This window comes from Ochrobactrum sp. AP1BH01-1 (genome assembly GCF_018066705.1).
GTDB lineage: Bacteria > Pseudomonadota > Alphaproteobacteria > Rhizobiales > Rhizobiaceae > Brucella.
On sequence record NZ_JAGPOU010000002.1, the window covers coordinates 236,848 to 263,154 of the forward strand.

Below are 26,307 nucleotides of genomic sequence, written 5' to 3' on the forward strand. Positions count from 1 at the left end.
GCGAAAATATCCCCGCAACCGCATTCGTTTATTTTCGTTTTGTAGTGTTCTGATCCGATAAACAAGAAGAGCCCACTCACTCCTACGGAAGCGTATTCCGATGGATTAATAGTCGGTTCGCTTGGGCTTTAGCCGCGCTTTCCGCCGGCAATCGGCTCCTGATAGGTAAAGCCCATATCCCAGGGGAAGTAGATCCAGGTGTCCTGGGATACTTCGGTCACGAAAGTATCGATCAAAGGGCGGCCCTTCGGCTTGGCATAAACGGTCGCAAAGTGGGCTTTCGGCATCATTTCGCGAACGATGGCCGCGGTTTTACCGGTGTCGGTCAGATCATCGACGACGATGACGCCTTCGCCGCCGTTTTCCAGAAGCGTTTCACTTACGCCCTTGAGGATCTGCATGTCACCCTGCGACGTGTAGTCATGATAGGAGGCGATGCAGACGGTTTCGATGAGGCGAATGCCAAGTTCGCGGCAGACGATGGCCGCGGGAACCAGACCGCCGCGGGTGATGGCTACAATTGCGTGCCAATCGCGGTTCATGCCGGCAATACGCCAAGCGAGGGCGCGGGCATCGCGGTGGAACTGATCCCAGGAAACGGGAAAGGCTTTATCTGGCAAGGACATCAAAACGCTCCATGGAACGATCCGGAGTTCGTACTCCGGACCTTTTAAAACCAAAAATGCGCTGTGACGGATTGCCAAGCGCTGTAACTGTCAGGATCTGCGGCTTTTCCACCCGCGCCCATTCAGGCAGGCAGCGGGGAAGGAAAAGGCTCTCCACCCGGCACAGTCGGCGCCGGGTGATGCTGATAACCGCAAAAATGTCGTTCTTGCAAGCGTGTCGTGCGATTAGGCGCCGGTTGTTGAGGGAAACTGGGTTCTACCGTGAGAAAAGCGTGAGGATTGGCAACTCGTTCAGCATGGAACGCGTCACGCCGCCGAAGACAAGCTCCCGTAGCCGCGAGTGGCTGTAAGCACCCATCACCAGAAGATCGGTGCGTTGGGCGATGATGTGTTCCCGCAACGCATCTTGAGCGTAGCGTCCGTTGGAGGCGATCGCCGTTGGGGTTACTTCAATGCCATGGCGCGATATTGATTCTGCAATGTCGTGGCTGGCCAACGCCTGATCCTCGCCCTCAATTTCCGGCGGATCAACCCAGACGATTTCGGTCCTGTCCGCATGTTTCATCAAAGGCAAGGCATCGAATGCGGCTCGGGCGGCTTCCCGCTTGCCGTTAAAGGCGACGACGATACGATCCAGCGAAACCATAGGCAGCACCGGTGCGTAGGGAACCAGCAGAACGGGGCAGCTTGAATTGAAAACGATCGTATCGGCCGTCTCGTCGTTGGTGGACGGATCGTCCGGGTCTGGTTGCCCGGCGATCAGCAGTTCAGCGCCAAGACAAGCGGTCAGCACACCGTCTGCGGCTGTGCCGGTCTCCGAACGCGTGATGCGATACTCATGACTGGCTCCCTGCCGGCGCATTTCCTCTTCGAACACATGTTTCAATCTTTCGGAAAGCTCCTTGTGCTGCTTGTCGTGCAGTTCGAACATTCCGGGATCGATGAAGCCGTTCGGGTCGGCATAGACGATGGGCGAGGGAGTGGCATATAGCCCGATGACGTGAATATCGGGCAACTTCTGCTTCAAAAGTCCAACGGCGGATAAAACCCGCTTCAACTCGGATTCACTGCGAGAATAGGCAACCACCGTCTTGTAGGACATGACAGAACTCCTTCCGGTTGTGTTTCTATTTTAGCATATAATGCAACGAGTTGCGCTGGCAAAAGGTTGCAGGCGATCAAGCAGCGCCCATCTTTTCGAGTGACGAGATCATTTTCTCGATTGCATCGATCGCTGTATCAATTTTCGCAGGATCGCTGCCGCGAACTACCAGTTCGGTGCTGAAGCGGCCATTCTCGAATTTTGGATAGGAACCGATGATCGTATCCGGGTTTTCTTTCTGGATTTCTGTCAGGGGAGCGCCGATCACGCCTTCGCCGAAGGGGCAAAGCACAGATCTGGACAGAAGTTTTCGTCCGGTATTCAACGTGGGCAGCACATTATCAAGCATCGCCTGGAACACTGATGGGACGCCAGCCATTACATAGACATTGCCGATGTGAAAACCGGGCGCGGCCGAAATCGGATTTTCGATATGCTCCGCCCCTTGCGGCATGCGCGCCATGCGCTTGCGTGAGTCGGTGAATTCGAGCCCGCGCTTGGCATAATTGTCACCGAGCAGCTTCATGGCTTTCTCGTCATAGATGCAAGGTACGCCGAACGCCGCAGAAACAGCATCCGCGGTGATGTCGTCATGAGTAGGACCTATCCCACCGGACGTGAATACATAGTCAAAATGCGGGCGCAGTGCATTGAGTGCGGCTACAATGGCAGATTCTTCGTCCGGGACAATCCGTACTTCCTTCAGATCAATGCCAGCTGCTGTCAATACATCAGCAAGATGCCCGATATTCTTGTCCTTGGTGCGGCCCGAGAGAAGCTCGTCGCCAATTGCCAGCATTGCGGCTTTGACGGCTTGCTGCGGATTGTTGGTCATATCCAGACTCCATTTTTGGCTTCAGTTAAGCGCCAGCGGGACAAGGCTGCAACAGCTTTATTTCAGCATTTCATTCCTTTGGTGAAGTTGCGCCTTTCCAAACAAGGTCGCTCCCCTAATTGAAGCCTTCGAGGGTGGCCCTCGCAAATCGGGATATGGAGAGTGACATGGTTAAAGTGCTGGTGTTGTATTATTCGGCCTATGGTCATACGGAGAAAATGGCCAAGGCTGCTGTAGAAGGGGCGCGGGAAGGCGGGGCGGAGGTTACTCTCAAGCGAGTGCCTGAACTGGTGCCGCCCGATGTCGCGAAAGCCTCGCACTATAAGGTCGATCAGGACGCGCCGATCGCTACGCCTGCGGAGCTTGCAGATTACGACGCCATTATCATCGCTACTGCCACCCGTTACGGCATGATGGCAGCGCAGATGAAAAATTTCCTCGATCAGACAGGTGGTCTTTGGGCGAAGGGCGCTCTCGTCAATAAGGTCGGGTCCGTGATGGTTTCCACAGCCACGCAACATGGCGGTGCGGAACTGGCGCTGATTTCCACGCAGTGGCAGATGCAGCACCACGGCATGATCATCGTTCCGCTTTCCTATGCCTATCAGGGGCAGATGGGCAACGACGTCGTGCGTGGCGGTGCTCCTTATGGGATGACGACGACGGCCGATGGCGACGGTTCACGCCAGCCTTCGGAACAGGAACTGGACGGAGCCCGTTTCCAGGGGAAGCGCGTTGCCGAGATCACCACCAGGCTGCACGGCTAAGCATGTGAGAAATGTTTAGAAGCCGCAGTTCAAGCCTGCGGCTTCTTCATGAACAGGGAACAAACAAGAAAGGGTGGTGCGGTCGGCGGGACTTGAACCCGCAAGTCTAAAAGACGACGGATTTTAAGTCCGTTGCGTATACCAATTTCGCCACGACCGCAGCAATTCTCATTGTCTATGTCATGATTTGTATCACGATTTCAAGCCACAAAGCCTGTCAACATCAACAGTTAGAATTGCTGAATATATGCCTGTTCCAAATCGTTGATTTAACGGTCCGGCGAGCTTCAACCTTGTCTGCATTGTCAAACCCATGTAGCGATGGGCAAATTCAGTTGGAAATGCAGAAAGTCGAATAATGTCCGCCTTCGTCAAATCCGTATCCCAGGCCGAGAAGGCAATGCGCGCGCTGTTTCCTGAAACTCCGTTGCAGCTTAACGATTACCTGTCGCGGAAATACGGTGCGGAGATTTGGCTGAAGCGCGAAGACCTCACACCCGTCCGCTCCTACAAGATTCGCGGGGCCTTCAATTTCATTTCCAAGGCTGTCGAAACAACCGACAGGAATGCGGTGTTCGTATGCGCTTCCGCAGGCAATCACGCGCAGGGCTTTGCATTTGTCTGCCGTCATTTTGGCCGCAAGGGTGTGGTTTTTATGCCGGTTACGACGCCGCAGCAGAAAATCGACAAAACCCGAGCTTTTGGCGGCGAATTTATCGAAATCAAGCTGGTAGGCGATATTTTCGACGTCTGCTACGCCGCTTCGCAGGAATTTGCAGCAAGCAATAAAGGCGTGATGGTGCCGCCTTTCGATCATCCCGGCATTGTCGAAGGACAGGCGACAGTTGCGCTGGAGATTGAGCGGCAGTTGCCCGAAGGAAAGAAACCCGATTTCATCCTGCTGCCTGTCGGCGGCGGCGGGCTGTCCGGCGGCGTTACGCAATATGTTTCCGATCTGGGTTGGAAAACGAATTTCCGCTTCATCGAGCCGCAGGGCGCAGCGAGCCTGAAAGGGAGCCTTGAGGCAGGCAAGCGTATCAAGCTTTCCCATGTTGACAATTTCGTCGACGGCGCGGCTGTTGCGGAGATTGGCAAGGAAAACTTCAAGCTTCTGAAAGGCTTTGATCCGAAAACTGTCATAACGGTTCCGGAAAACCGGCTTTGCGCGACCATCATCGAGATGCTCAATATCGAGGGTGTCGTCCTTGAACCGGCCGGCGCACTCGGCATCGATGCGCTCAAGGATTTCAAGAAGAGCGATCTCAAGGGCAAGCGGATCGTCATTGTCGTTTCAGGCGGTAATTTCGATTTCGAACGCCTGCCGGATGTTCGCGAGCGTGCGCTTCGATTTGAAGGCTTGAAGAAGTACTTCATCTTCCGCTTCCCGCAGAGGCCGGGCGCGCTGCGCTCGTTTCTTGATCTTCTGGGACCCGAGGATGATATTGCGCGTTTCGAATATCTGAAGAAATCCGCGCGCAATTTCGGTTCAGTGTTGATTGGCATCGAAACGAAGGATGCGTCGAACTTCAAACTTCTGGAAAAGAAGTTTGCGGAAGCGGGCTGGTCCTATCAGGACATCACGGATAATCAGGTGCTTGCCGACTTCATAATCTGATTTTGGTGGTTTAAGCAAAATCGGTTGCTTTTTCGACGAAAACACCCCATATGCCGCGTCAGGCGCATGGGCCGACGTGTTCGTCGGCTTTCCCGGCATTGGACTTGTTGCGTCTCGCCTCTGTGTTCCGGAATGGTCCGGAAGCGGGGAGACCCGAGAAATGTTCGGGCACGGCAGCGCAAGTCGCCAGGGGTTTAAAAATTCCGGCGTCCCGTCGTTATCATTGAACAGATAGAGTTCGGCAAGTTGCGCTTGACCGGCATTTGTATGCGGACCATGAAATCATGACGCCGCCGAAAGAGATTGAATTGACAAAAGAAATTACGAATGGCTTTGCCGCTCTTGGCGTTACCGGCGTTTTGCTCAAGGGCGTTGAAGCCGCAGGCATGACCGAGCCGAAGCCGATCCAGTTGCAGGCGATCCCGCACCAGCTTGAAGGCCGCGATATTCTGGGCATCGCGCAGACCGGCTCCGGCAAGACGGCGGCTTTCAGCCTGCCAATCCTGCAAAAGATCATTGGTCTCGGCGATAAACGCCGTCCGAAGACCGCACGTGCGCTGATTTTGGCACCGACGCGGGAACTCGCGGTGCAGATCGAGCAGACGATCCGCAACGTTTCCAAACACGCGCATATCTCGACCGCGCTTGTGCTGGGCGGCGTTTCCAAGCTCTCGCAGATCAAGCGTATTGCACCGGGCATCGACGTTCTGATCGCCACGCCGGGTCGCCTGACCGACCTGATGCGTGACGGTTTGGTAGACCTTTCGCAGACGCGCTGGCTCGTCCTCGACGAAGCGGACCGTATGCTGGATATGGGCTTTATCAACGATGTGAAGCGCATCGCGAAGGCGACGCACGCTGACCGTCAGACCGCATTGTTTTCAGCCACGATGCCAAAAGAAATCGCATCGCTTGCAGGAAGCCTGCTGCGTGATCCGGTCCGCGTCGAAGTTGCTCCGCAGGGAACGACGGCTGCTGAAATTACGCAGGTTGTGCATCCCGTGCACACCAAGGAGAAGCGCCGTCTTCTATCCGCGCTGCTGGGTGACAAGGCGATGCGTTCGGTCATCGTCTTCACCCGCACGAAGCACGGCGCCGACGCGGTGGTCCGCCATTTGGAGCGCGACGGCTATGAAGTCGCTGCCATTCACGGCAACAAGTCGCAGAATGCACGTCAGCGCGCGCTGAACGGGTTCCGTGATGGATCGCTGCGGATTTTGATCGCAACCGATATTGCTGCGCGCGGCATCGACGTGCCGGGTATCAGCCATGTCGTGAATTACGACCTGCCTGACGAACCGGAAACCTATGTGCACCGTATTGGCCGTACTGGTCGTAACGGGGCCAGCGGCGCGTCGATCACACTCTATGATCCGGCGGCGGAAGAATCCAAGTTGAGAGCGGTAGAGCGTGTGACGCGCAGCAAGCTTCCGATCAAGGATGCCCCGGTTGAACTTGCACCGGCTCCAGCTCCCCGCGCTTCCGTGCCGGGTGAACGTCCACAGAAGACCCAGCATCGCAAAGGCGGAACGCCGCAGAAGCCGCGCCGCGCCGCTCCGAAGGCTGGCGATCATCGCGGAAGTGCTCATGCAGCCGGCGAAGCCGCTCCGAAGGCTAAGCGTCCGTTCCGGCGCAAGCGCCGCAACGCCAGCGGCGGGCAGCGCGCGGCATAATTCCGCTCTTCAAACATTTTTCCAAAAAGCCGCCCATTTCGGGCGGCTTTTCTATTTATGGTCGTGAAACAGGTTTCGCTTTGCGTAATGGTGGGGAAAAATATTCCCTGCTTGCTTGAAGGCAAGGGCCGTTCCTCATAGTTTCCTGTGCGAAACAGGAAGGACGGACGCCATGTTCCAATCGGTGCTCGACGCAATCGGCAACACGCCACTGATCCATTTGAAGAAGGCTTCCGAACTCACCGGCTGCGCAATTTACGGCAAGGCCGAGTTTCTCAATCCCGGCCAGTCGGTGAAGGACCGGGCAGCGCTCTATATTATTCGCGATGCGGAAAAGCGCGGACTGTTGAAACCGGGCGGGGTTATTGTTGAAGGCACGGCTGGCAATACCGGCATTGGCCTCACAATGGTTGCAAAAGCGCTTGGCTATCGCACGGTCATCGTTATTCCTGAGACGCAGAGCCAGGAAAAGAAGGACGCCCTGCGTCTGCTTGGCGCCGAACTGATCGAAGTTCCAGCCGCGCCCTATCGCAACCCGAACAATTATGTGCGTCTGTCTGGACGCTTGGCCGAGCAACTCGCCAAAAGTGATCCGAACGGCGCTGTATGGGCCAATCAGTTCGATAATCCTACTAATCGGCAAGCCCATATTGAAACGACGGCACAGGAAATCTGGCGCGATACCAATGGCAAGGTCGATGGATTTGTCGCGGCAGTCGGGTCGGGCGGAACGCTTGTCGGTACGGCATTCGGTCTGAAGGACCACAATGCCGATATCAAGATCGCACTTGCCGATCCGTATGGAGCTGCGCTCCATTCCTTTTATACGACGGGCGAGCTGAAAGCAGAGGGCGACTCGATTACCGAGGGCATAGGGCAGGGGCGTATCACCGCCAATCTCGAAGGTTTCACCCCCGATTTCTCCTACCGCCTTTCCGATGCGGAAGCGCTCGATATCGTATTCGATCTCGTGGAAAATGAGGGGCTTTGCCTCGGCGGTTCATCTGGCATCAACGTTGCAGGCGCAATCCGACTTGCAAAAGATCTCGGGCCGGGCCACACAATTGTGACGGTGCTTTGCGACTATGGTAATCGTTACCAGTCCAAGCTGTTCAATCCTGCTTTCCTGCGCGGCAAGAACCTGCCTGTACCGGGATGGCTTGAGAAGAAGACCGAGATAGACATACCGTTCGAGGGATAATCATGGCATACGAGACCGAAGCGCTTTTCCGAGAAGATTCCTATCTTTCGACGGCGGAGGGCACGGTGCTAGCCATTACTGAAACGGGCGGGATTATTCTCGACCGGACCAATTTCTACGCAACCTCTGGCGGTCAGCCGGGGGATATCGGCTTCTTTGAACGCGCTGACGGCTCTCGTATCGAGATTGCGGCGACCGTTACCGGCGAAAACAAGAACGAAATCATTCACGTTCCGGCAGAAGGGCAGGCTTCGCCCACAATCGGCGAAAAACTCGTTCTGCATGTCGACTGGCCGCGCCGCTACAAGCTGATGCGCATGCATACGGCTTGTCACCTGCTTTCCGTCGTCTGCCCCTTCCCGATTACCGGCGCTGCTGTCGGCGAGGATGAAAGCCGCGTCGATTTCGATCTTCCCGATCCGACCTACACCAAGGAATTCGTGACCGAAAAGCTCATGGAGCGGGTGAACGCCAACGATGCTGTCGCTATTCGCTGGATCAGCGATGAAGAGTTTCTTGCAAATCCGGACATCGTGAAGTCGAAGAATGTGCGCCCGCCGGTGGGACTTGGCCGCATACGTCTTGTTCTCATTGGTGAAAACGGCGCGGTGGATTCGCAACCTTGCGGCGGCACACACGTTTCCGAAACGCAGGAAGTGGGTGAAATCCACATAGGCAAGATTGAAAAGAAGGGCAAGGAAAACCGCCGTTTCCGCATCCGTTTCGGCTCTTTGCCAGAGGCTTGAATTCTATCGTTTTCCGCATGTTCCCGACACACGGGCGGCATGCTGCAGGAGTGTTGATCCATGGCTGAGAAAAGTGCTTTCGTCGTTTCGCGCGACTGGTTGAAAGAACGGCTCGACAAGCCGGGCATCGCGATTGTCGATGCATCCTGGTATCTTCCCGCTGCTGGGCGCAACGGGAAGGAAGAATACAACGCGGCGCATATTCCGGGCGCTGTTTTCTTCGATCAGGACAAAATCGCCGATAAGGAATCCGGCCTGCCGCACACCCTGCCATCGCCAGAGCTTTTTGCCCAGCATGTCGGCGCCATGGGAATCACGGCCGACGAGACCGTCGTTGTCTATGACGGGCCGGGCATGTTTTCCGCGCCCCGCGTCTGGTGGATGTTCCGTGTCATGGGCGTGAAGAATGTCTTTGTGCTCGATGGCGGCTTTGATGGCTGGAAAAAGGCTGGATATCCGGTTACCGATGAAGCCACAAAGATTGCATCGACGCTTTTCACACCATCCTTCAACAAAGCCGCTGTGGTCGATTTCGCCGAAATGCGCGATATCGTTGACGAACGGCGTTCGCAGATTGCCGATGCACGTGCTGCCGGACGGTTCACAGGTCGCGATGCGGAACCGCGCGCCGGAATGCGTTCCGGCCATATGCCCGGCGCACGCAACGTTCCAGTCAGCACCTTGTCTGAAAACGGTGAGCTGAAGGATTTGGAAAGCCTGCGGACGATCTTTGATGAGGCGGGTATCGATCTTTCCAAACCGGTCGTCACCAGCTGTGGTTCGGGCGTAACCGCTGCAGTCATAACCTTGGCGCTGACGTCGCTCGGTCACAGGGATAACCGTCTTTATGATGGCTCCTGGAGCGAATGGGGCAGCAGGCAGGATACACCTGTCGTGACCGGCGAAGCCGAATAGGCATGTCTGAAAAGCTGACAGCCCGTATCACGCATCTGGAAATGTCGGCCCGACAGGCGGTTGCGGTCCCTGTCCCTTCCGGCATCCGGCTGGCGATCATGCGGGCGGGCGACATGCCCGTCCATTATTACCGCTATCTCTATGAACAGGTGGGGCGAAAGCATCACTGGATGATGCGCCGTGTCCAGACGGACGCCGAGGTTGCAGCGGCGATCCATGCCGACACCACCGAAATCCATGTCCTCTATGCGGAAGGTTGCCCGGCAGGATTTGCAGAGCTTGACCTGTCGGCGTTACCGGAAACTGTGGAAATTGTCTATTTCGGTCTCGTAGGCGATTTCCAGGGGCGGGGACTGGGTAAGTTCTTTTTAAGTGAGGCTATTTCAGCCGCCTGGGCGCATGGACCGCAAAAGGTGACGATCCATACCAATACGCTCGACAGCCCGCGCGCATTGCAGCTCTACCAAAAGATGGGATTTGTTCCGGTCGGGTGGTCGGAAGAGATCATCGAGCCCTGGAAATAAGGCTGGCGCTATCCGCGCGCCACCTCACGAGCGCTTGCGATAGAAACCACTGACGCGCTGGCCAGACGGCCGCTTTCCTCATCAAAGACCACACAATTGCGCCCGCGCTGCTTTGCCATATAGAGACAACGGTCTGCGCGGCTGAGCACTTGCGAGTTCGTCTCGTTTTTCGGGGCCGAGGCAACACCGATGCTGATCGTCAACGGATAGACCTGATACTCGGTCGTGTGAAACGGTGTATTCTCGACTTCGGCACGTATGCGTTGTGCAACGCGCATACCGGTTTCTCCGCTTGCGCCGGGGAGGAATACACAAAATTCTTCGCCGCCAATCCGGCCGACCAGATCGCCCTTTCGCGTCACGTTTTGAAGCGCGAAAGCGATCAGCTTTAAAGCGCGGTCGCCAACGCCGTGGCCGAACGTATCGTTGATAGCTTTGAAATGGTCGGCATCGATAACGAGCAAGGTGCCGGTTTCGATACGGGAGCGGCTGATCTTCATGGCTTCAAACAGCGCCTCGCGGTTGAGGAGACCGGTCATATGGTCGATCCGTGATCGCGCCTGCAGTTCAATGTGAGCCTTCTCCAGTTGAAAATAGGCGTCTTTAAGCTTGCCATGCTGATGGAAAATATAGGCTAGGGAAGGGAAGGCCGTTGCTGCAGGAATGCCGGCGCTGAGGCTGAGCGCGATGATGCCCGGAGTAGCTCCCGCAGAAAAGGCTACTATCGACGTTGCCGCCACCGAGAAAAACACGACAGACAGCGTTATCAGTGCTGCTTTCAAAAGAGCAGTCTTCTTCATTCCCTCGAACTCCCAACCCTGAGTGAGGATGATCAACGACCCCGCCTGAACCCTAATGAACGGGCATATTTGCGGGCCTTATAAAAGGAACGCTGGAGAGGGGAAAGATATCAGCATGTGCCGTCGCAATTTTCTGTCTATAAGTGCCATTAATGACACAATCACAGGTAGCACGGCGGTTATATATTACGTGGAAATATAATTAAGCACAACTATGTTTAAAGAAGCGGCTCCAACGGGAAATAAATTATAAGTTACTAATATACTGGAAGTCCGCTCAGCTCAATGGAAATCCCGGAGCGGCGAAGGGCTTGTTGCTCCGGGATTGCGAGTGCAAATAGCCTGGATCAGAAGACAGCCAGATATTTCAAAAGCGAAATAATGCCGATGATGATCACGACAACTTGAGCGATCTGTTTGACCTTGGCATCCAGAGGCAGCATATTAATGAGATAAAGTATGAGGAAGATAACTAGAATTGTTATCAGCAGGCTGATGAGGATGGACATGGGCGGTCTGATCCTTCCCGGAACTTGGGGTTGCGTTGCTCACCCGACGACCGTTCCTCCGCGTCGTCCGATGGAGCCCGTTCGAACCGGAAGAAGGAGCAGGCCCCTTGCTGCCGGCACATCGTTTCCAATCCAAAAACAATGTGCCGGTTAACGTTCCAAGGAAAAGAAGGTTCCACTTTATAAGCAAGAACTTAAAACACAGGGCGCTGGAGTTTCCAGATCGTTATCTGCGCATGCTGCCCGTTTCACGGCGGCGCTGATGCCAGCTGAAAGCTTCTTCGATCAGGTGAGGGGTGTGTCCGCCACGCGCACAGGCCCGGTCGAAATAATCGTTGAGCTGGCCACGATAGTCCGGATGCGCGCAATTATCTATGATCATCCGCGCCCGCTCGCGTGGAGCGAGGCCGCGCAGATCGGCGAGGCCCTGCTCAGTCACGAGAATATCCACATCGTGTTCTGTATGATCGACATGGGTGACCATCGGGACGACAGACGATATGGCGCCGTTCTTGGCTTCGGATTTGCTCACGAAGATCGAAATGAAGGCGTTGCGGGCAAAGTCACCTGAACCGCCGATTCCATTCATCATATGGGTGCCGTCCACATGTGTGGAGTTCACATTGCCGTAAATGTCGAATTCCAGCGCGGTATTGATGCCGATAATGCCGAGACGGCGGATGACTTCAGGATGATTGCTGATTTCCTGCGGCCGCAAAATGAGCTTGTCGCGGTAACGGTCGATGTTGTTGAACACACGCTCTCCGCAAACGGGGCTGAGAGTGATGGACGATCCCGATGCAAAGTCCAGCTTTCCGGCATCGAAGAGATCGAAGGTGCTGTCCTGCAACACTTCGCTATACATGCGCAGATTGTGAAACGGGCTCTCGGCAAAACCGTTCAATACCGCATTGGCGATGGTGCCGATACCGGCCTGAAGCGGATTAAGTGTCAGGTCGAGGCGCCCGGCGGCCACTTCCTTCATCAGGAATTCGATGAGATGACCAGCGATTGCAATGGTTTCACTGTCAGCCGGTTCTACGGTCGATGCGCTGTCATTTTCCTTGGTGATGACGATGCCCGCGATCTTTTCCGGGGGAATCGGAATGTAGGACAGGCCTACGCGGCTGTCGCAGGCCGTGACCGGTATCGGGTCGCGGGAAGGGCGCTTCGTCGGAATATAGATGTCGTGCAGCCCTTCAAGCGCCATGGGCTGATTGAGATTCACTTCCACGATGACCTTTTCGGCCAGGATGGCAAAGCTCGCCGAATTGCCGATCGATGTCGTGGGGATGATGCCGCCGCTCTCGGTAATGGCAAGCGCTTCGACGACGGCATAATCGATGGGGCCGATCTGGTTCGAACGCAATTGCTCGACGGTTTCGGAAAGATGCTGGTCGATGAACATCACTTCGCCGCGATTGATGGCGGCCCGCAGGGTTCTGTCGACCTGAAATGGCATGCGGCGCGAAAGCACATGGGCTTCGGTGAGCAGTTTATCGACATCATGCCCTAGCGATGCACCGGTAATCAGCGTGATCTTGAAAGGGTCCGTCGCAGCGCGCGCAGCCATCGCCACCGGCACGGCCTTGGCGTCGCCGGCGCGGGTGAAACCGCTCATGCCGACGATCATGCCGTCTTGAATCAGGCTGGCGGCCTGTTCCGCGGTAATGATCTTGTCCCGAAGCGAAGTGTTGCGAATACGTGCTTCCAACATCTTTAAATCTACCTTCCTCGCCATCCGGGACCTGAACCGGAAATGGCGCTCGCTGCGTTCAAAGCAAGATACTGCCACCGTTCCATTCGCGGTTACGGCGCCGCACGCGTATTAGCGCATATGGACGGGCAGTACACGCATGCTTTGGTCTTAGATGGCGAGACAGATTTGCTGTGACGCGAGCCGTATTTCTCATAGCACGCGATTCGACAAAATGATTGAAATCAAGACGTAGCGCGGGCAGGCGCACGGTTGACCGCTACAAGAAGCATGAGACAAAAGACCAGTACCTAACAATACATATTGTTTTGCAAGTTAAGGATGCGACGTTTTCAGCAAGATAGAGATGCGACAGGCGGTCGATGACGCACCGTGGTCCAGCTCTCGATCTGGCGAGCCGGTCGGGTTTGCAAGGCCAAGATCGGGAGCGGATGAGTACCATCTCTCCGGCTTTAGCTTCCTCACTAACAGGCGACTGTGCGGCACGTCGACATTACGCTAATGCGGATCATTGCGAGAGAGGTAATTCAAGGCCATCGGGTAACGAAATCCAGATTACCGTTTGCGCTTCGGTAGAGTGACGTGACAGATGGCCTTTACCATGTGTGTCGGTGACTAACACAAAGCTGCCAGCCGAGACATGTCGTATTTCGCCGTCACTCGTCTCGTATTCAACTGAGCCATCAAGTCTAACAGTCAGAACTGGTTCCGGCACCTTATGCCACGCCACTTCTCGCATCCCCGCTGGGATGTGAGCGATGCGCACGCGAGAGGCTGGGTAGCTGGCGGTCACATCAAAGGGAACCGCTTCCGGATGCACTGACCTCTTAGTGGTCGGCAAATCAATCTCATCGAAATGAGATTCCCCATCCGGCGAGGCGTATATGCGCAGGCACTTCATTGAGGGTATCCTTTCGGGAGATATGAGCAGGCGACGAAGGTGGTGTGTCTGTCACAACGACAGAAGTAACGCTACCAACCTGGTATGGATATCCGCAATGGGTCCCGAAGGGGACGATTATTCTGCCGCTTCCATACGTGCTAGCGCCATATTGCTGTTATACATATTGATCGCATAAGATAGATTATGGAACTCACGAGCGTGAGTGCTGTATGAAAGTCGTCTTGGAAGCCGGTGCCATTTGTGAAGAGCCGAACTTGCTTCAAGCTCATGCCGTCCCGAATATCAGCGACACTGCGCGATATAAAGATGTCCCGGAACTGGCGCTCCCTGTTCACTGCGCACGACAATATCTTCGCAACGCACGCAATTCATTTCGTGTTTGTCGAGCATTGCACGCACATAGGATTGCGAATGTGCAAAACGCTGATAATCCCCGACCATGAAGGCCCGCCCGGCAAGTCGCGTATCGTCCAGCGTCTCGCTAGAGAAGCCGAAATGTCCACCCGGCGACAGATGCGCGGCAACGCCTGCGAAGAATTTGTCGAGTTCGCCCATATAAGGCAGGACATCAGTTGCGACGATCAAATCCCAATGTGGTTCGTCAGTGGTTTCGAGAAATCGCACGGCTTCGCCGACAAAAAGCGCCTGATAATCGCCTTTCTCGTAAGCGACTTCGATCATGTTCTCGGAAATATCGACACCGGTCTTATGCCCCGCCATGTCATCAAGTGCGTCGGCGGACAGGCCGGTGCCGCAGCCCAGATCAAGCATGCGTTCCGCGAAAAACTCATCATTCATGACAAGAAGCATTTCCCGCAATTGCAGCGGAACGTCATAACCGAGTTGATCAACAAGAATCGTATCGAACATTTCGGCGTGCTGGTCGAAAAGCGTCGATACATAGGCGTCAGGAGCTTTCAGCGGCACTGCACCGCGGCCCATGCTGGCAAGCCGCACAGCGGCACCGCCATGGTCATCAGGATCAATCCGCAGCACATCTTCATAGGCCTTGGCAGCCGCGTCAAAATCGCCCGCTTTTTCAAGCGCCAGCGCCCGATTATAGGCTTCTGCGAGCGCTTCCTGATCAAAAGCGCGGCTATTGTCCTCAGCCATTGTATCTGCCTTTCAAGTGTTGCCCCTCTCCTACGCCGAACCCCTCGCTCCCGCAAGCGCTGTGTATGATGGTTATTCAATCTAATGTTTAAGTAGAAATTGCTAATATTATAATTATTGTTGTGAATAATCTAAGTATTCAATTGAATGATGCGGGATCATTGATAGCGTATGGATGATCTTTGAACGTTTAAAATTGTATATTCTGCAATTATAATGAGGGTGGGATGCAAGGTACAATTTTGAAGCTATTCTCCTTTTTGATGGCTATTACGGCCGGTGTTACCTATGCGCATGCTGATGCAGATCAGGATCTGGCCAAAAAGCTTGCCAATCCTATATCGAGCCTTATCAGCGTTCCGTTCCAGAGCAATTATGATTGCTGTTTCGGTCCAAAGGATGCTTATCGGTACTCACTTAATATTCAGCCGGTTGTTCCCTTTTCGTTGAACGGAGATTGGAACCTTATCGTCCGCACGATTGTTCCCGTCGTTTACCAGCAGGCTCCGGCGGCTGGCTTCGACAATCGTTTCGGGCTGAGTGACACGGAACAGAGTTTCTTCTTTTCGCCTGCCCAATCTGTAGGCGGTTTGACCTGGGGCGTGGGCCCGGTGTTTCTGTGGCCGACAGCTACCAACAGCGAGCTGGGGACTGGAAAATGGGGCGCCGGCCCTACGGGCGTCGTTCTAAAGCAACATGGCGGCTGGACCTATGGCGCGTTGGCCAATCATATCTGGTCGTATGCCGGGCGCAGCGATAGGGATGCCGTCAGCCAGAGCTTTATGCAGCCGTTTCTCACCTACACGTTTCCCGATACCACAGCCCTGAATTTATCGTCGGAAACGTCTTATGACTGGACCTCAGGACAGTGGACCGTTCCGATCAACGCTGGCATATCGAAGGTCTTCAAGTTTGGAGAACAGCGGGTCAGCATTGGCGTGGTGGGGCGATACTATGCCGAAGCACCATCAAGCGGCCCTAAATGGGGAGCTCGATTTGTGACTACATTCCTGTTCCCCGAAAAATAAGGGTGCCCTGGAAACCTACTCGGCGGCGGCGGTCACGCGCTCGTCATGGCCCTTACGATCGCCGAGCTTTCGCGCAATCACGGCACAAGCCATGAGCTGGATCTGATGGAAGAGCATCAGAGGCAAAACGATGCTGCCGACATTTGCGCCAGCGAAAATTGCGCTTGCCATTGGAGCCCCACTGGCAAGGCTCTTCTTTGAACCGCAGAACATGATCGTGATGCGATCCGGGCGGTTGAAGCCCAGCCATTTGCTGCCGTACCAGGTGGCAAGCAGTACAGCGACCAGCAGGACGATATTGACGCCCACCATCATGCCGAGATCGGCCCAGGAAACGGTGCGCCAAAGACCTTCAACCACAGCCTCGCTGAAAGCCAGATAGACCACCATCAGGATCGAGCCGCGATCAACGAAACCGAGCGCCTTGCTGTGGCGGCGCATGAAACTGCCGATCCAAGGCTGTAGAATTTGCCCGAGCACGAATGGCGCGAGCAGCTGCAACAGGATGGATTCGAGCGCGTCGACCGATATGCCGCCGCCGCCTTTGACCGCGAACAGCAGGCCGACCAGCAACGGGGTGAGAAACATGCCGAAAATGTTCGATGCTGACGCCGACACGATCGCAGCCGAAACATTGCCGCCCGCAATTGAGGTAAAGGCGATGGACGACTGGACCGTCGACGGCAGAATGCAAAGAAAGAGGATGCCTGTGTAAAAGGCTGATTGCGACAATCCCGGAATGCTCCAGCCCGCCGCCAGCCCAAGGATCGGAAACAGGACGAAGGTGGAGGAAAGCACGGCCAGATGCAGTCTCCAGTGCGTTATGCCTGCAATCACAGCCTCACGTGAGAGCCGGGCACCATGCAGAAAGAACAGCAGCCCCACCGCGAGTTTCGTCGCGAGTGCAAACCATTCCGCAAATTCACCATGCACGGGAAGGACGGACGCAAGCAGAATAGTCACGATCAGCATGCTGGTGAATTTGTCAGGCAGGAAACGCTTCATATCGTCCAATCTTGCGGACATCGCGGAACGCGATGCCCTTTTCAATCGTAAGGCTGTTCAGTTTATCTGGTTCATAAACCTATCAAGAGGAGTTTCAATCTTCCTTGAGGGGAAAAGGCTCACACTTTTGGGGATGCTGCCAGAAGATGGAAGCGTTGGTTCATTCATAGCCGTTGGGGTTCTTCGATTGCCAGTGCCACATATCCTGGCACATTTCGCGCAGGTTCTTTTCTGCCGACCAGCCAAGAAAGTCGCGGGCAAAGGTCGGGTCGGCATAGCATTCAGCCACATCCCCCGGACGCCGGGGCGCAATCTCGTATTTGATCTCGCGGTTTGAAACATGCTCGAACGCTTTGACCACATCGAGAACGCTGTAGCCCTGCCCTGTTCCGAGATTGACGGAGAAGCATTGCGGCTCATCAAGCTTCTTGAGGGCCTTCAGGTGACCCGCAGCCAGATCGACCACGTGGATATAGTCACGAACGCCGGTGCCATCCGGCGTCGGATAGTCATTGCCCCAGACATTCAGTTTTTCGCGACGACCAGTCGCGACCTGAGCGATGATCGGCATCAGGTTGTTCGGAATGCCTTTCGGATCTTCGCCGATCAGGCCGCTTTCGTGTGCGCCGACCGGGTTGAAATAGCGCAGGATGGCGATCTTCCAGCTATTGTCGCCGTTATAAATATCGCGAAGCATGTCCTCGATGACGAGCTTGGTACGACCGTAGGGGTTCGTCGCGGATAGCGGCTGGTCTTCGGTGATCGGCAATTTCTGCGGATCGCCGTAGACAGTGGCTGACGAACTGAAAACCAGAGTCTTGACGCCGGTCGCTTCCATGGCTTGCAGCAGGCGGAGCGTGCCGACAACGTTGCAATCATAATAGAGCATTGGCTTTTCGCTCGATTCACCCACAGCCTTCAGACCGGCGAAGTGAATGACGGCGGTGCATTTATGATGCCTGATCACCTGTTCCAGAAAAGCGCGGTCACGAATATCACCTGCTTCGCGGCGCGGCGTGCGCCCGGTAATCTGTTCGATGCGATGCAGGGCTTCCGGGTGGCTGTTATCAAAATTGTCGACCACAACGACATCGTGGCCTGCCTCGATGAGCTGAACGCAGGTGTGCGAACCAATATAGCCGGCACCGCCAGTCACAAGAATTGTCATCGTTTATGTATCCGCTTGTTGAACATACCGCCCCGATGTGCGATCCCCGGCTGACTATGCAAAATCGGTAACAGACTTCAACCCTCCCGTACGATTCTCTTGAATGGTTGCAGTAGATCAGCCAAATTTGACGGAGCGATGATGAAACCATCCCGCAATATCGATCGTCTTCTGGAAATCATGGCAGCGCTTCGCGACCCCGAAACCGGCTGTCCGTGGGATGTGGAACAGAATTTCCAGTCAATTGTGCCCTATACGCTTGAGGAAACATATGAAGTCCTCGACGCCATAGAGCGTAACGATATGGACGATCTGCGCGAGGAGCTTGGCGATCTGCTGTTACAGGTGGTGTTCCATTCCCGGATGGCCGAAGAACAGGGCAGCTTTGCATTCGGCGATGTCGTCGAAGCTATCACGCATAAAATGATCAGGCGGCATCCGCATGTCTTTGGCGACGCGGAAGCCAGAAGCGCGGGCATGGCCAAGGGCTCGTGGAATCGCATCAAGGCCGAAGAAAAAGCCGAGCGCGCCGAGCGGCGCGCTAAACTCGGGCTCGAAACGACCGAGAAGGACGGTTTTCTGGATGATATTCCCCAAGCCTTCCCTGCCCTGCTCCGCGCGCTGAAACTTCAGCAGAAAGCCGCGAAAGTCGGCTTCGACTGGTCCGAGGCTGCACCGATTCTCGACAAGATTGCCGAAGAAACCGCAGAGCTCAAGGAAGCAATGACGGCAAGAAAACGTGCCAATATCGAAGAGGAATATGGCGACCTGCTGTTTGCCATGGTCAATCTGGGCCGGCACCTTGAAATCGATGCAGAAACCGCGCTCGTCGCCGCCAACGAAAAATTCAAGCGACGGTTCCATTTCATCGAAAAGACGCTTGGCGAAGCCGGCAGCAATCTCAACGCTGCGTCCCTTGATGAGATGGAAGCAATCTGGGTTGAAGCCAAGAAAAAGGGCCTCTAACTGTTTGTTTTAAGTATTTCCGAACGCAAAACCGTTTCACACTTTTTGCTGGAAATGCTTTCTCAGGCCCTCTATTTCTCATCTTCCCATTTTGGGCGGAACATCTGATAGACGCTTTCCGTTGTCGCAAAATCCATATAACCAAGCCTGCTGACAGGCCGAGCTTTCGCAATATCGATGAGACCGTCAGTCAGAACCTGTTCGTCGATATGGACACCGACGACTTCACCAATCACCATGTAATTGTCGGTTGCCCTGCCCTCTTTGTCCTGCAATCTCTTGATTTCCACCGCGACGCACTCAAGCGCGGCGTAGGCTTCCCTGACACGCGGTGCCGCGATAAGCCTGCTAGCGGCCCGGGAGAGACCGGCATATTCAAACTCGCTGACGCCGCGAGGCGCATTGACAGATGAAGCATTCATCTGCGTTCTCAAATGATCGCTCACCAGATTTGCGGTGAACTCGCCCGTTTGCTCGATGAAAGAAACGCTGTCCTTCGCGCCGTTCGACGAAAACATGACCATAGGCGGCGTGTCGCAGATCGCATTGAAGAAGGAATAGGGCGCGAGATTGACCGATCCCTCCTTCGATTGCGTCCCTATCCAGCCGATTGGGCGTGGGGCCACGATTGCCTTGAACGGATTATGGGGGAGCGGATGCCCTTCTCTCGGTTCATAAAACATATGTCTGTCCGTTGATTAGCAAAGCTTGTTGAAGCAGGTTCTAAGCTTGCGCCCATGGGCCGGAATAGTCGCTCACGATCTTGTCCATATCGGCTCTCGGGCGTTCCGGCATCTTGTTTGCGGCCGTTCCGATATGCACGAACCCTGCAATACGTTCATTGGGAGCCAGCCCCAGAAAAGCACGGGCGGGCGCATCGTCGGCATACCAGTTGGTAATCCAGTTGGTAGCGTAACCGAGCGCGTTGGCCGCGGTGCAAAGGTTCATAGCCACGGCCCCGGCGGACAGGAATTGTTCCCATTCCGGGATGCGTTCATGGGCAACAGGCGATGATACGACGCCGACGACGAGCGGTGCGCGGGAAAAACGCGTCAGTTCTTTTTCCTTCCGCCCTTCCGGCAGCAGGCCTTCGATTTCTTCGGCACGTGTGGCCAGGTATTCGCCAACCTTGACGCGTGCATCGCCGCGATAGAGAATGAAACGCCACGGTGTCAGGCGTCCGTGGTCAGGCACGCGCGCGGCGACTTTCAACAGCGCTGCAAGTTCCTCGCCCTCGGGTGCCGGTTCGGAAATAGCCGAAATGGGGGTGGAACTGCGCTGCGCCAGAAAATCGAACACCGGGTGGGCCACGGATAACCTCATTGCTAAAATGCTGCTTATATTGCTCCACTTATTGGGGCTGCCTCTTCTCGCCCGTTGCATCCCAACTGTAAAGTCAAAATTCAGGAATGGAACAATTGCGGGAATTTGGAAAAATGCGGGCGCTGAAAGCGATTTGGCCTTGAATTCGCCACCCGCATGGGCTCAAAAATACAGCATGTGGGATCGTTTGAAGCTGTATAATCATAAGAGAAAAATTGTTCTGTGCGGTGGGCCACTGTTTGCTGTGACCATGCTTGCCCTTGGTGTGATGCCGTCGACGGCTCAGGGCCTTGATCCTCAACCGAACTCTTCCCTGTTGGAGAGCAACACGACCCGCCTGCCGGAGTTGCCACAGCCTGCACTCAATCTGCCGACGCTGAACAATTACGCTTCTCCCTCAAGCCCGGAGAACAATCCGCTGATCCAGACGCGTGAACTCGATCTCAAGGCACGATTGAGCGAAGGCGGCGGAGACATTCCCGCAGGACTTGTATGGCGCGTATTCCGGCCCGATGTCGGGCCTGACGGGCAACTGCCGCTTATCGCGAGCGCACAGGGCGGCGGTGCAGTTTTCAATCTGCCGGAAGGCAGTTATCTGGTGCATGTCGCCTATGGCCGCGCGGGTGCCACGAAGCGGATCACCATCGGAAATGCGACGCGCCATGAAGTGATGATGCTGGATGCAGGCGGGATGAAGCTCAGTGCGATTCTGCCGGATGGCGGCAAGATCAATGATGACCTCCTGCGCTTCTCTATCTATGCCGACGAGGACAATAATGACCGTTCGCTGATCGTCCCCGACGTCAAGCCGAACACGATCATTCGCCTTAACAGCGGCACCTATCATGTTGTTTCCAACTACGGTTCGGCAAACGCCATCATCCGTGCGGATATTCGCGTGGAAGCCGGCAAGCTCACTGAAGCGACCGTTCAGCACCGCGCTGCGGAAGTGACGTTGAAACTCGTGCGCGAGCGCGGCGGTGAGGCACTCGCCGATACGTCCTGGTCTATCCTGAACGCTTCCGGCGACGTGGTGCGCGAAAGCGCTGGCGCCTACTCATCAATGGTTCTTATCGAAGGCGACTACGTCGCAGTCGCCAAGAACAAGGACCGCATCTATCAGCGGGATTTCAAGGTTTCATCCGGCCAGAAGGAAGAAGTCGAGGTCGTCGCCAACGGCGAATCCGAACCAGCTGAAGACAGTATGGATTAAGCGCTCGACTTGCATGAAAGCAGAAGGGCCGCGCAGTGCGCGGCCCTTCCTTTATCAAGCACCATTCTTGAGACGCAGCAGGTCAGGCGGGGTCGCCTCTTCAACCAGCCGCGCAATGGCTTCATCCAGCGTCATCGATTCCTGATCCCGCGAACCGAGACGGCGCATGTTCACGGTCTTTTCTTCCGCTTCGCGCTTGCCGCAAACGAGGATGACCGGAACCTTCTGAAGCGAATGTTCGCGGACCTTGTAGTTGATCTTCTCGTTGCGCAGATCCGTGGTTACCTGCAGACCCGCCGCCTTCAGCTTGGCTGCCGCTTCGGCAGCGTACTCGTCGGCGTCGGAGGTGATCGTCGCGACCACGACCTGCACCGGCGCGAACCACAACGGCATGTGACCGGCGAAATTCTCGATCAGGATGCCGAGGAAACGCTCCATGGAGCCGCAAATGGCGCGATGGATCATGACCGGCTGGCGCTTTTCCGAATCCTTGTCGATATAGAAAGCGCCAAAGCGTTCCGGCAGGTTGAAATCGACCTGGGTGGTGCCGCACTGCCATTCACGGCCGATAGCGTCCCGCAGCGTATATTCAAACTTCGGACCGTAGAAAGCGCCCTCGCCCGGCAGAATGCCGGTCTTGATGTTGTTAGACTGCTGCTGAATCTTTTCCAGAACACCCATCATCACACTTTCGGCGCGATCCCAGAGCTCATCCGAACCGACGCGCTTTTCAGGACGGGTCGAGAGCTTGATGGTGATCTCCTCAAAACCGAAATCCTTGTAGACCGACAGGATGAGATCGTTGATCCGCAGGCATTCCGCCGCCATCTGCTCTTCCGTGCAGAAGATGTGCGCGTCATCCTGCGTGAAGCCGCGCACGCGCATCAGGCCATGCAAGGCGCCCGAGGGTTCGTAGCGATGCACATTGCCAAATTCCGCGAGCTTGATCGGCAGGTCGCGATAGGACTTGAGGCCGTGCTTGAAGATCATCACATGGCCGGGGCAATTCATCGGCTTTAGCGCAAACACGCGGTCATCGTCGGTTTCTTCACCGGCGACAGTCACCTTGAACATGTTGTCGCGATACCAGCCCCAATGGCCCGAGGTTTCCCAGAGCGACTTGTCTAGCACCTGCGGCGCGTTCACTTCCTGATAGCCATGGCTGTCGAGGCGGCGACGCATATAGCTCACCAGATTCTGGAACATCTTCCAGCCCTTGGCGTGCCAGAATACGACGCCCGGCCCTTCTTCCTGAAAATGGAACAAGTCCATTTCACGGCCAAGGCGGCGGTGATCGCGCTTTTCGGCTTCTTCAAGCATATGGAGATAGGCCTGAAGATCGTTATCGTTGGCAAAGGCGGTGCCGTAGATACGGGTCAGCATTGGGTTGTTGGCATCGCCGCGCCAGTAGGCCCCGGCAACCTTCATCAGCTTGAACGAATTGCCGATCTGGCCTGTGGACGCCATATGCGGGCCGCGGCAGAGATCGAACCAGTCGCCCTGATAATAAATCTTGAGGTCCTGCCCGGCAGGAATGGCATCCACCAACTCGACCTTGTAGCTCTCGCCCTTATCGGCGAAAACCTGCTTGGCCTTTTCCCGCGACCAGATTTCCTTGGTGAAAGGCTTGTTGCGCTGAATGATCTCGCGCATCTTCTTTTCGATCACCGGCAGATCATCCGGGGTGAATGGTTCATTTCGGGCAAAATCGTAATAGAAGCCGTTTTCAATCACCGGGCCGATCGTGACCTGCGTGCCGGGGAAAAGCTCCTGCACGGCTTCCGCAAGCACGTGCGCCGTATCGTGACGAATCAGTTCGAGCGCGCGCGGATCTTCACGGGTCAAAATCTCCACCTTGCCGGAAGCGCCCAGCGGATCGGAAAGATCGCGCACGGTGCCATCGACGGCATAGGCAACAGCTTTTTTGGCGAGTGATTTGGAAATCGATTCCGCAAGGCCTGCGCCGGTCATTGACGCATCGTATTCGCGCACAGAGCCATCGGGAAATTGCATGGAAACAGTATTCGACATTCTAATCATCCTTATCCAGTCCCGCCAACGATTGCGGGTGGGGTTCATGCGTATGAAATGAAGGTTGGTTTCTAGTCTTTTTCGTCCAGCCAGTAAAGCGCGACACGCTGACAGTGCCAGGTCGCGCTTGTCGAACTAAAAAAGAATAAAATCAGTTACGGATCGGGAGGCAATCGATCTTCTGCTGTTTCAGCTGAACGCATGCTTTTTTGGCGGACGCAGAATCCTTGAAACCCGAAAACCGTGCGCGATAGACCTTGCGGCGCTTTTCCGCTGGAGAAATTTCAGCCTTCAGACCCGGCACTACCTTGTCGACCGCCGGACGATATTTGGCCAACAGCTCCTTTGCTCCAGCGAGCGTCGGAGGAGCGCCAAGCTGGATCGTCCAGGCCGATGCGCCGGATGCAGAAGCGATCAGGAAACCGCCATCGCCCTGCTCGATGCGGGAATCGTCGATCAGATCGGCTACTGCGTCAGCTTTCGGCTGGACGACAGTTGCTCGCTTCGCGACAGGCTGCGGCTTGGCCATTGCAACGAGTTGCCCCTTGGTATCTGTGTCTTCCTTGCTGAATCGTGTCAGCAGCTTCGCCATCTGGTCGTCGCGCTGCCGCGCCGATCCAGCGCCAAGAACAACGCCAACCAGGTGCTTGTCGTTGATAACGGCCGACGAAACGAGATTATAGCCGGACACATCCGTGTAACCGGTTTTGATGCCGTCCACGCCCTGATAGCGGTACATCAGGGTGTTGTGACCGTTCAGGACGCGATCGCGGAACGTAAAGGAGCGTGTCGAAAAAAGCGCATACTGTTCTGGAAAATCGCGACGCAGGCTCATGCCGAGGATCGCCATGTCGCGGGCAGTCGTGAGCTGGGTGGCCTTTGCCGTCAGACCCGACGGATTGACGAAGAAAGTGCTTTTCATACCAATCTGGCGCGCGCGCTGCGTCATCAGCCGACCGAAAGCGGCTTCTGATCCGGCCAGATATTCACCCATTACCGTTGCCGCGTCATTGGCGGATATCACGATCATGCCATAGATGGCGTCGTGAACGGTGATCGTTTCGCCCGGCTTCAGCCAAAGCTTCATGCGAACCTTCGAAGCGGCGTTCTTTGAGATCGGCATCTCATCGTCCCAATGCAGCCTGCCGGTCTTGAGCGCTTCAAATGCGAGGTAAAGCGTCATCATTTTCGCCAGCGAAGCGGGCGCATGCTGAAGATTCGCGTCATCCTGACCGAGAATCCGTCCGCTATCGGCGTCGAAAACCACCCAGGAGGTGCTCGCCATGGACGCGGATGTACAAAGCACACTCGCACCAAGTGCAAAGGAGGCAATGAGACGCGAAAGGCGGGACGATGATTTCAGCATAATAGCTCGCAGGAATATGAACGCCGAGGGGACATGCAGGCAAATTGCGGCCCGAAAAAGACCACAGCACTGCCTTAAATTCCAATTCTCAATGAAACGTTGATATCCTTAATGAATTATAATCAGCTAACAAAAAACTGTCAGAAATCCCGGCCGGGCGACGAGCACCGCCAGTAGCGCCAGGGCAGATACCATTTCAGGTCATGGGGCAATATTCGCGGTACAGGATCGAATCCATGTGTGCCGAATGGCCCGCAGCGCATGATGCGAAACAGCCCCATCCAGCCGCCACTCCACAATCCGTGACGGGCGATGGCTTCATAGGCGTATTCGGAACAGGTTGGCAGATGCCGGCAGGAATTGCCGATAAGGGACGAGAATGTCACCTGATAGAATCGCACGAATGCCGTACCCAACACTCTTCCTGGCGTCTTGCGCCAGGGATCGGTAAAGTTCCGGCTATAGCGTTCGGGCGCTCCCTCGCCCGCATGATCTTTGCCGCAAGAACACATCAGGCAGCTTTGGCCTTTTCCTCAATCTGACGTATGCAATCGACAACCGCATCGAAGGTAAGCAGGGTGGAGGCGTGACGCGCCTTGTATTCGCGCACCGGCTCGAAATACTTGAGGTCCGCGAAGCGCCCTTCCGGTGCCGGACCTTCTTCCTTCAGCATCTTGTACATCTGATCGCGAACGGCCTTCAGTTCCTCGGCCGAAGCGCCGACGATATTGCGCGCCATTACGGAGGAAGAAGCCTGACCAAGCGCGCAGGCTTTCACTTCATGCGCGAAATCCGTCACAATGCCGTTAGCCATTTTCAGGTAGACCGTAACGGTCGATCCGCACAGCTTGGAGTGCACCTTGGCAACCGCATCCGGCTCTGGAATACGCCCGAGGCGTTCGAGGTTTCCTGCGAACTCCAGGATACGTTTGTTATAAATATCATCGATCATAGAGGCGAACCTTCCGCGATGCCGGAGAAAAACATAATTTTGTCGCTCGGCTGCGGTTTGAAGTTGCAATTTATTGTCTATATAATAGGCAAGTAGCGTCTGCGCCATGGGTAACAATAGCACAGACCCCGGGGGCAGTCGCACGAAAACCTGTCCGGTGACCGTAAGCGCCGGATCAATACATCGCCCGCTCGCAAAGCGCATCGTT

26 protein-coding genes and 1 tRNA gene are annotated in these 26,307 nt (G+C 55.5%); 10 read left to right on the forward strand and 17 right to left on the reverse strand.

The features are described 5' to 3' along the window. Nucleotides 1-128: 128 nt before the first annotated feature. From gpt to J9800_RS06505, 3 genes are all read right to left on the reverse strand, one after another. Nucleotides 129-626, reverse strand: coding sequence for a xanthine phosphoribosyltransferase (gene gpt, locus J9800_RS06495; RefSeq protein ID WP_006470476.1), 498 nt, complete (start codon nucleotides 624-626; stop codon nucleotides 129-131). Nucleotides 627-882: 256 nt separating this feature from the next. Then, on the reverse strand, nucleotides 883-1,728 hold the full coding sequence (locus J9800_RS06500; protein ID WP_114215392.1) for a universal stress protein: 846 nt from the start codon (nucleotides 1,726-1,728) through the stop codon (nucleotides 883-885). Between the two features lie 76 nt (nucleotides 1,729-1,804). Further along, nucleotides 1,805-2,563, reverse strand: a complete 759-nt coding sequence (locus tag J9800_RS06505) for a competence/damage-inducible protein A (protein WP_114215391.1) — start codon at nucleotides 2,561-2,563, stop codon at nucleotides 1,805-1,807. 167 nt (nucleotides 2,564-2,730) lie between these two features. Here J9800_RS06505 and wrbA point away from each other — a divergent pair, with 167 nt between their 5' ends. Then, nucleotides 2,731-3,330 carry an NAD(P)H:quinone oxidoreductase type IV gene (gene wrbA / locus J9800_RS06510; protein WP_114215390.1) on the forward strand — a complete coding sequence of 200 codons (600 nt, stop codon included), beginning with the start codon at nucleotides 2,731-2,733 and terminating at the stop codon, nucleotides 3,328-3,330. Nucleotides 3,331-3,404: 74 nt separating this feature from the next. Here wrbA and J9800_RS06515 read toward each other — a convergent pair. Continuing rightward, nucleotides 3,405-3,490, reverse strand: a tRNA-Leu gene (locus J9800_RS06515). Between the two features lie 195 nt (nucleotides 3,491-3,685). Here J9800_RS06515 and ilvA point away from each other — a divergent pair. The 6 genes from ilvA (at nucleotide 3,686) to J9800_RS06545 (ending at nucleotide 10,004) form a co-directional block, all read left to right on the forward strand. Next, complete coding sequence (gene ilvA / locus J9800_RS06520) at nucleotides 3,686-4,945, forward strand: threonine ammonia-lyase IlvA (protein ID WP_114215389.1); 1,260 nt, start codon at nucleotides 3,686-3,688, stop codon at nucleotides 4,943-4,945. Between the two features lie 284 nt (nucleotides 4,946-5,229). Next, on the forward strand, nucleotides 5,230-6,618 hold the full coding sequence (locus J9800_RS06525) for a DEAD/DEAH box helicase (RefSeq protein ID WP_114215705.1): 1,389 nt from the start codon (nucleotides 5,230-5,232) through the stop codon (nucleotides 6,616-6,618). 172 nt (nucleotides 6,619-6,790) lie between these two features. Beyond that, nucleotides 6,791-7,819 carry a cysteine synthase A gene (locus J9800_RS06530; protein ID WP_114215388.1) on the forward strand — a complete coding sequence of 343 codons (1,029 nt, stop codon included), beginning with the start codon at nucleotides 6,791-6,793 and terminating at the stop codon, nucleotides 7,817-7,819. A gap of 2 nt (nucleotides 7,820-7,821) precedes the next feature. After that, the gene (locus J9800_RS06535; protein ID WP_114215387.1) at nucleotides 7,822-8,565 is read left to right on the forward strand and encodes an alanyl-tRNA editing protein; all 744 of its coding nucleotides are present in this window, start codon (nucleotides 7,822-7,824) and stop codon (nucleotides 8,563-8,565) included. A 60-nt stretch (nucleotides 8,566-8,625) separates the two neighbouring features. Beyond that, entirely contained in the window at nucleotides 8,626-9,480 is an 855-nt protein-coding gene (gene sseA / locus J9800_RS06540) for a 3-mercaptopyruvate sulfurtransferase (RefSeq protein ID WP_114215386.1), read from the forward strand. Nucleotides 9,481-9,482: 2 nt separating this feature from the next. Next, the gene (locus J9800_RS06545) at nucleotides 9,483-10,004 is read left to right on the forward strand and encodes a GNAT family N-acetyltransferase (protein WP_112591828.1); all 522 of its coding nucleotides are present in this window, start codon (nucleotides 9,483-9,485) and stop codon (nucleotides 10,002-10,004) included. Nucleotides 10,005-10,012: 8 nt separating this feature from the next. On the opposite strand, the gene J9800_RS06550 is transcribed toward J9800_RS06545, so the two are convergent. The 5 genes from J9800_RS06550 to J9800_RS06570 all read right to left on the reverse strand — a co-directional run bounded on the left by J9800_RS06550 (nucleotide 10,013) and on the right by J9800_RS06570 (nucleotide 15,047). Further along, nucleotides 10,013-10,804 (reverse strand): GGDEF domain-containing protein, encoded by a 792-nt coding sequence (locus tag J9800_RS06550; protein ID WP_114215385.1) that lies wholly within the window; start codon nucleotides 10,802-10,804, stop codon nucleotides 10,013-10,015. Between the two features lie 347 nt (nucleotides 10,805-11,151). Beyond that, nucleotides 11,152-11,313 carry a Thivi_2564 family membrane protein gene (locus J9800_RS06555; RefSeq protein ID WP_112591830.1) on the reverse strand — a complete coding sequence of 54 codons (162 nt, stop codon included), beginning with the start codon at nucleotides 11,311-11,313 and terminating at the stop codon, nucleotides 11,152-11,154. Between the two features lie 226 nt (nucleotides 11,314-11,539). After that, the gene (gene scpC / locus J9800_RS06560) at nucleotides 11,540-13,030 is read right to left on the reverse strand and encodes a succinyl-CoA:acetate CoA-transferase ScpC (RefSeq protein WP_114215384.1); all 1,491 of its coding nucleotides are present in this window, start codon (nucleotides 13,028-13,030) and stop codon (nucleotides 11,540-11,542) included. A gap of 508 nt (nucleotides 13,031-13,538) precedes the next feature. Next, nucleotides 13,539-13,931, reverse strand: a complete 393-nt coding sequence (locus tag J9800_RS06565; protein WP_114215383.1) for a cupin domain-containing protein — start codon at nucleotides 13,929-13,931, stop codon at nucleotides 13,539-13,541. Nucleotides 13,932-14,216: 285 nt separating this feature from the next. Continuing rightward, nucleotides 14,217-15,047 carry a class I SAM-dependent methyltransferase gene (locus J9800_RS06570; RefSeq protein WP_114215382.1) on the reverse strand — a complete coding sequence of 277 codons (831 nt, stop codon included), beginning with the start codon at nucleotides 15,045-15,047 and terminating at the stop codon, nucleotides 14,217-14,219. 227 nt (nucleotides 15,048-15,274) lie between these two features. On the opposite strand from J9800_RS06570, the gene J9800_RS06575 reads away from it, so the two are divergent. Then, nucleotides 15,275-16,075, forward strand: a complete 801-nt coding sequence (locus tag J9800_RS06575) for a hypothetical protein (RefSeq protein WP_114215381.1) — start codon at nucleotides 15,275-15,277, stop codon at nucleotides 16,073-16,075. Between the two features lie 15 nt (nucleotides 16,076-16,090). Here J9800_RS06575 and J9800_RS06580 read toward each other — a convergent pair whose 3' ends face one another. Both J9800_RS06580 and galE read right to left on the reverse strand, forming a co-directional pair. Continuing rightward, a complete protein-coding gene (locus J9800_RS06580) occupies nucleotides 16,091-17,080 on the reverse strand; it encodes a bile acid:sodium symporter family protein (protein ID WP_112588385.1) in 990 nt (329 codons plus the stop codon). 160 nt (nucleotides 17,081-17,240) lie between these two features. Next, a complete protein-coding gene (galE, locus tag J9800_RS06585) occupies nucleotides 17,241-18,248 on the reverse strand; it encodes a UDP-glucose 4-epimerase GalE (RefSeq protein ID WP_114215380.1) in 1,008 nt (335 codons plus the stop codon). Between the two features lie 141 nt (nucleotides 18,249-18,389). Between galE and mazG the strand changes: the two genes are divergently transcribed. Then, entirely contained in the window at nucleotides 18,390-19,214 is an 825-nt protein-coding gene (gene mazG / locus J9800_RS06590) for a nucleoside triphosphate pyrophosphohydrolase (RefSeq protein WP_114215379.1), read from the forward strand. Between the two features lie 71 nt (nucleotides 19,215-19,285). Here mazG and J9800_RS06595 read toward each other — a convergent pair whose 3' ends face one another. Both J9800_RS06595 and J9800_RS06600 read right to left on the reverse strand, forming a co-directional pair. After that, on the reverse strand, nucleotides 19,286-19,897 hold the full coding sequence (locus J9800_RS06595) for a flavin reductase family protein (RefSeq protein WP_114215378.1): 612 nt from the start codon (nucleotides 19,895-19,897) through the stop codon (nucleotides 19,286-19,288). Nucleotides 19,898-19,937: 40 nt separating this feature from the next. Continuing rightward, nucleotides 19,938-20,525, reverse strand: coding sequence for a nitroreductase family protein (locus J9800_RS06600; protein ID WP_114215377.1), 588 nt, complete (start codon nucleotides 20,523-20,525; stop codon nucleotides 19,938-19,940). Nucleotides 20,526-20,787: 262 nt separating this feature from the next. Here J9800_RS06600 and J9800_RS06605 point away from each other — a divergent pair, with 262 nt between their 5' ends. Further along, nucleotides 20,788-21,750, forward strand: coding sequence for an RgsD C-terminal domain-containing protein (locus J9800_RS06605; protein ID WP_502696719.1), 963 nt, complete (start codon nucleotides 20,788-20,790; stop codon nucleotides 21,748-21,750). A 54-nt stretch (nucleotides 21,751-21,804) separates the two neighbouring features. Here the strand turns inward: J9800_RS06605 and thrS are convergent, their stop codons facing one another. The 4 genes from thrS to J9800_RS06625 all read right to left on the reverse strand — a co-directional run bounded on the left by thrS (nucleotide 21,805) and on the right by J9800_RS06625 (nucleotide 26,099). After that, a complete protein-coding gene (thrS, locus tag J9800_RS06610) occupies nucleotides 21,805-23,781 on the reverse strand; it encodes a threonine--tRNA ligase (protein ID WP_112588321.1) in 1,977 nt (658 codons plus the stop codon). A gap of 151 nt (nucleotides 23,782-23,932) precedes the next feature. Then, complete coding sequence (locus J9800_RS06615; protein ID WP_114215375.1) at nucleotides 23,933-25,147, reverse strand: D-alanyl-D-alanine carboxypeptidase; 1,215 nt, start codon at nucleotides 25,145-25,147, stop codon at nucleotides 23,933-23,935. A gap of 140 nt (nucleotides 25,148-25,287) precedes the next feature. Beyond that, the gene (gene yidD / locus J9800_RS06620) at nucleotides 25,288-25,659 is read right to left on the reverse strand and encodes a membrane protein insertion efficiency factor YidD (RefSeq protein ID WP_114215374.1); all 372 of its coding nucleotides are present in this window, start codon (nucleotides 25,657-25,659) and stop codon (nucleotides 25,288-25,290) included. Beyond that, on the reverse strand, nucleotides 25,659-26,099 hold the full coding sequence (locus J9800_RS06625; RefSeq protein ID WP_112588315.1) for an iron-sulfur cluster assembly scaffold protein: 441 nt from the start codon (nucleotides 26,097-26,099) through the stop codon (nucleotides 25,659-25,661). Before J9800_RS06625 ends, yidD begins: the two co-directional genes overlap by 1 nt. Nucleotides 26,100-26,307: the final 208 nt, after the last annotated feature.

Bases quoted from the DNA above. Each gene is read 5' to 3' on its own strand.
- gpt (WP_006470476.1), bottom strand. From the start codon at position 626: ATGTCCTTGCCAGATAAAGCCTTTCCCGTTTCCTGGGATCAGTTCCAC.
- J9800_RS06500 (WP_114215392.1), bottom strand. From the start codon at position 1,728: ATGTCCTACAAGACGGTGGTTGCCTATTCTCGCAGTGAATCCGAGTTG.
- J9800_RS06505 (WP_114215391.1), bottom strand. From the start codon at position 2,563: ATGACCAACAATCCGCAGCAAGCCGTCAAAGCCGCAATGCTGGCAATT.
- wrbA (WP_114215390.1), top strand. From the start codon at position 2,731: ATGGTTAAAGTGCTGGTGTTGTATTATTCGGCCTATGGTCATACGGAG.
- J9800_RS06525 (WP_114215705.1), top strand. From the start codon at position 5,230: ATGACGCCGCCGAAAGAGATTGAATTGACAAAAGAAATTACGAATGGC.
- J9800_RS06530 (WP_114215388.1), top strand. From the start codon at position 6,791: ATGTTCCAATCGGTGCTCGACGCAATCGGCAACACGCCACTGATCCAT.
- J9800_RS06535 (WP_114215387.1), top strand. From the start codon at position 7,822: ATGGCATACGAGACCGAAGCGCTTTTCCGAGAAGATTCCTATCTTTCG.
- sseA (WP_114215386.1), top strand. From the start codon at position 8,626: ATGGCTGAGAAAAGTGCTTTCGTCGTTTCGCGCGACTGGTTGAAAGAA.
- J9800_RS06545 (WP_112591828.1), top strand. From the start codon at position 9,483: ATGTCTGAAAAGCTGACAGCCCGTATCACGCATCTGGAAATGTCGGCC.
- J9800_RS06550 (WP_114215385.1), bottom strand. From the start codon at position 10,804: ATGAAGAAGACTGCTCTTTTGAAAGCAGCACTGATAACGCTGTCTGTC.
- J9800_RS06555 (WP_112591830.1), bottom strand. From the start codon at position 11,313: ATGTCCATCCTCATCAGCCTGCTGATAACAATTCTAGTTATCTTCCTC.
- scpC (WP_114215384.1), bottom strand. From the start codon at position 13,030: ATGTTGGAAGCACGTATTCGCAACACTTCGCTTCGGGACAAGATCATT.
- J9800_RS06565 (WP_114215383.1), bottom strand. From the start codon at position 13,931: ATGAAGTGCCTGCGCATATACGCCTCGCCGGATGGGGAATCTCATTTC.
- J9800_RS06570 (WP_114215382.1), bottom strand. From the start codon at position 15,047: ATGGCTGAGGACAATAGCCGCGCTTTTGATCAGGAAGCGCTCGCAGAA.
- J9800_RS06575 (WP_114215381.1), top strand. From the start codon at position 15,275: ATGCAAGGTACAATTTTGAAGCTATTCTCCTTTTTGATGGCTATTACG.
- J9800_RS06580 (WP_112588385.1), bottom strand. From the start codon at position 17,080: ATGAAGCGTTTCCTGCCTGACAAATTCACCAGCATGCTGATCGTGACT.
- galE (WP_114215380.1), bottom strand. From the start codon at position 18,248: ATGACAATTCTTGTGACTGGCGGTGCCGGCTATATTGGTTCGCACACC.
- mazG (WP_114215379.1), top strand. From the start codon at position 18,390: ATGAAACCATCCCGCAATATCGATCGTCTTCTGGAAATCATGGCAGCG.
- J9800_RS06595 (WP_114215378.1), bottom strand. From the start codon at position 19,897: ATGTTTTATGAACCGAGAGAAGGGCATCCGCTCCCCCATAATCCGTTC.
- J9800_RS06605 (WP_502696719.1), top strand. From the start codon at position 20,788: ATGCTTGCCCTTGGTGTGATGCCGTCGACGGCTCAGGGCCTTGATCCT.
- thrS (WP_112588321.1), bottom strand. From the start codon at position 23,781: ATGTCGAATACTGTTTCCATGCAATTTCCCGATGGCTCTGTGCGCGAA.
- J9800_RS06615 (WP_114215375.1), bottom strand. From the start codon at position 25,147: ATGCTGAAATCATCGTCCCGCCTTTCGCGTCTCATTGCCTCCTTTGCA.
- yidD (WP_114215374.1), bottom strand. From the start codon at position 25,659: ATGTGTTCTTGCGGCAAAGATCATGCGGGCGAGGGAGCGCCCGAACGC.
- J9800_RS06625 (WP_112588315.1), bottom strand. From the start codon at position 26,099: ATGATCGATGATATTTATAACAAACGTATCCTGGAGTTCGCAGGAAAC.